Annotated in this window: 1 protein-coding gene; it reads right to left on the reverse strand. The window is 55.5% G+C overall.

Translation table 11 applies throughout. The features are described 5' to 3' along the window. A partial coding sequence (gene tuf / locus TH4_RS20400; protein ID WP_064782571.1) for an elongation factor Tu occupies positions 1 to 1,142 on the reverse strand: 1,142 nt, incomplete at both ends.

A 1,142-nucleotide genomic window follows, 5' to 3' on the forward strand; every position in this document is an offset into this window, starting at 1 on the left:
CGACCGCCTTCACGGATTGCGAAACGCAGACCTTCGTCCATTGCGATCGGTGCAATGAGAGTTGCGGTCATCTGAACGTTGTCGCCCGGCATAACCATTTCGGTGCCAGCCGGCAGCTCGATCGAACCGGTTACGTCAGTCGTACGGAAGTAGAACTGCGGACGGTAGTTCGAGAAGAACGGCGTATGACGGCCACCTTCATCCTTGGTCAGGATGTAGGCTTCTGCTTCGAATTTGGTGTGCGGGGTGATCGAGCCAACGTGTGCCAGAACCTGGCCACGTTCGACGTCTTCACGTTTGGTACCACGCAGCAGCGCGCCAATGTTGTCGCCAGCTTCGCCCTGGTCGAGCAGCTTGCGGAACATTTCAACGCCGGTAACGGTGGTTTTAACGGTGTCTTTAATGCCGACGATTTCAATCTCTTCGCCAACTTTAACAACGCCGGTTTCAACACGACCGGTTACAACCGTACCACGACCCGAGATCGAGAACACGTCTTCGATCGGCATCAGGAACGGCTTGTCTTTCGGACGCTCAGGAGCCGGGATGTAGTCGTCAACCGCTTTCATCAGTTCGAGGATAGCGTTTTTGCCGATTTCATCATCGCGACCTTCCAGAGCAGCAAGAGCAGAGCCCTTGACGATCGGAATATCGTCGCCCGGGAAGTCGTAGGACGACAGAAGTTCACGGATTTCCATTTCGACGAGCTCGAGAAGCTCTTCGTCGTCGACCTGGTCAACTTTGTTCATGAAGACTACGAGAGCCGGAACGCCAACCTGACGTGCGAGCAGGATGTGCTCACGGGTCTGCGGCATCGGGCCATCAGCAGCCGAAACGACGAGGATACCGCCGTCCATCTGTGCCGCACCAGTGATCATGTTTTTAACATAGTCAGCGTGGCCCGGGCAGTCGACGTGTGCGTAGTGACGGTTCTCGGTCTCATACTCAACGTGCGCGGTCGAGATCGTGATACCACGAGCTTTCTCTTCCGGTGCTTTGTCGATCATGCTGTAGTCCTGGAACGAAGCGCCACCGGCTTCTGCCAGAACTTTGGTGATTGCTGCGGTCAGCGTGGTTTTACCGTGGTCAACGTGGCCGATTGTGCCAACGTTAACGTGCGGTTTTGTACGCTCAAACTTTTC

It is taken from the genome of Thalassospira tepidiphila MCCC 1A03514, assembly GCF_001662875.1.
In the GTDB taxonomy this organism is placed as follows: Bacteria; Pseudomonadota; Alphaproteobacteria; order Rhodospirillales; family Thalassospiraceae; genus Thalassospira; species Thalassospira tepidiphila.